Annotated in this window: 1 protein-coding gene; it reads right to left on the reverse strand. The window is 40.9% G+C overall.

Annotated features, from left to right (window positions below):
* A partial coding sequence (locus HC176_RS18340; protein ID WP_167920424.1) for a CvpA family protein occupies nucleotides 1-330 on the reverse strand: 330 nt, incomplete at both ends.

Below are 330 nucleotides of genomic sequence, written 5' to 3' on the forward strand. Positions count from 1 at the left end.
AACGTCAAAGTTGGCAAAGAACATCATAATGATACTTGCCAAAAATGCCATTTTCAGCACCCCGAATATTCCGCCGAAAAGCCTGTTGATAATACCAAGAGCAACCATATGAACCATTTTGGTAAGGATGTTTCCGGCCAGAGAGATGAGCAGTGCAACAATAAAAAAAGTGACTGCAAATGAGAGGATTGCAAGGTACTGAGGTTCCCAGTTAATAAAGCTATTTAGAAAAGCATAGGTGGCGCCTGAAAAATGAATGGCGGCGTAAATCCCCCCAATTAAGGAAAGCAATCCTGCAAGTTCTGAAAAGAAACCTGAAAAAAAACCTCT

The organism is Tamlana crocina, from assembly GCF_012037625.1.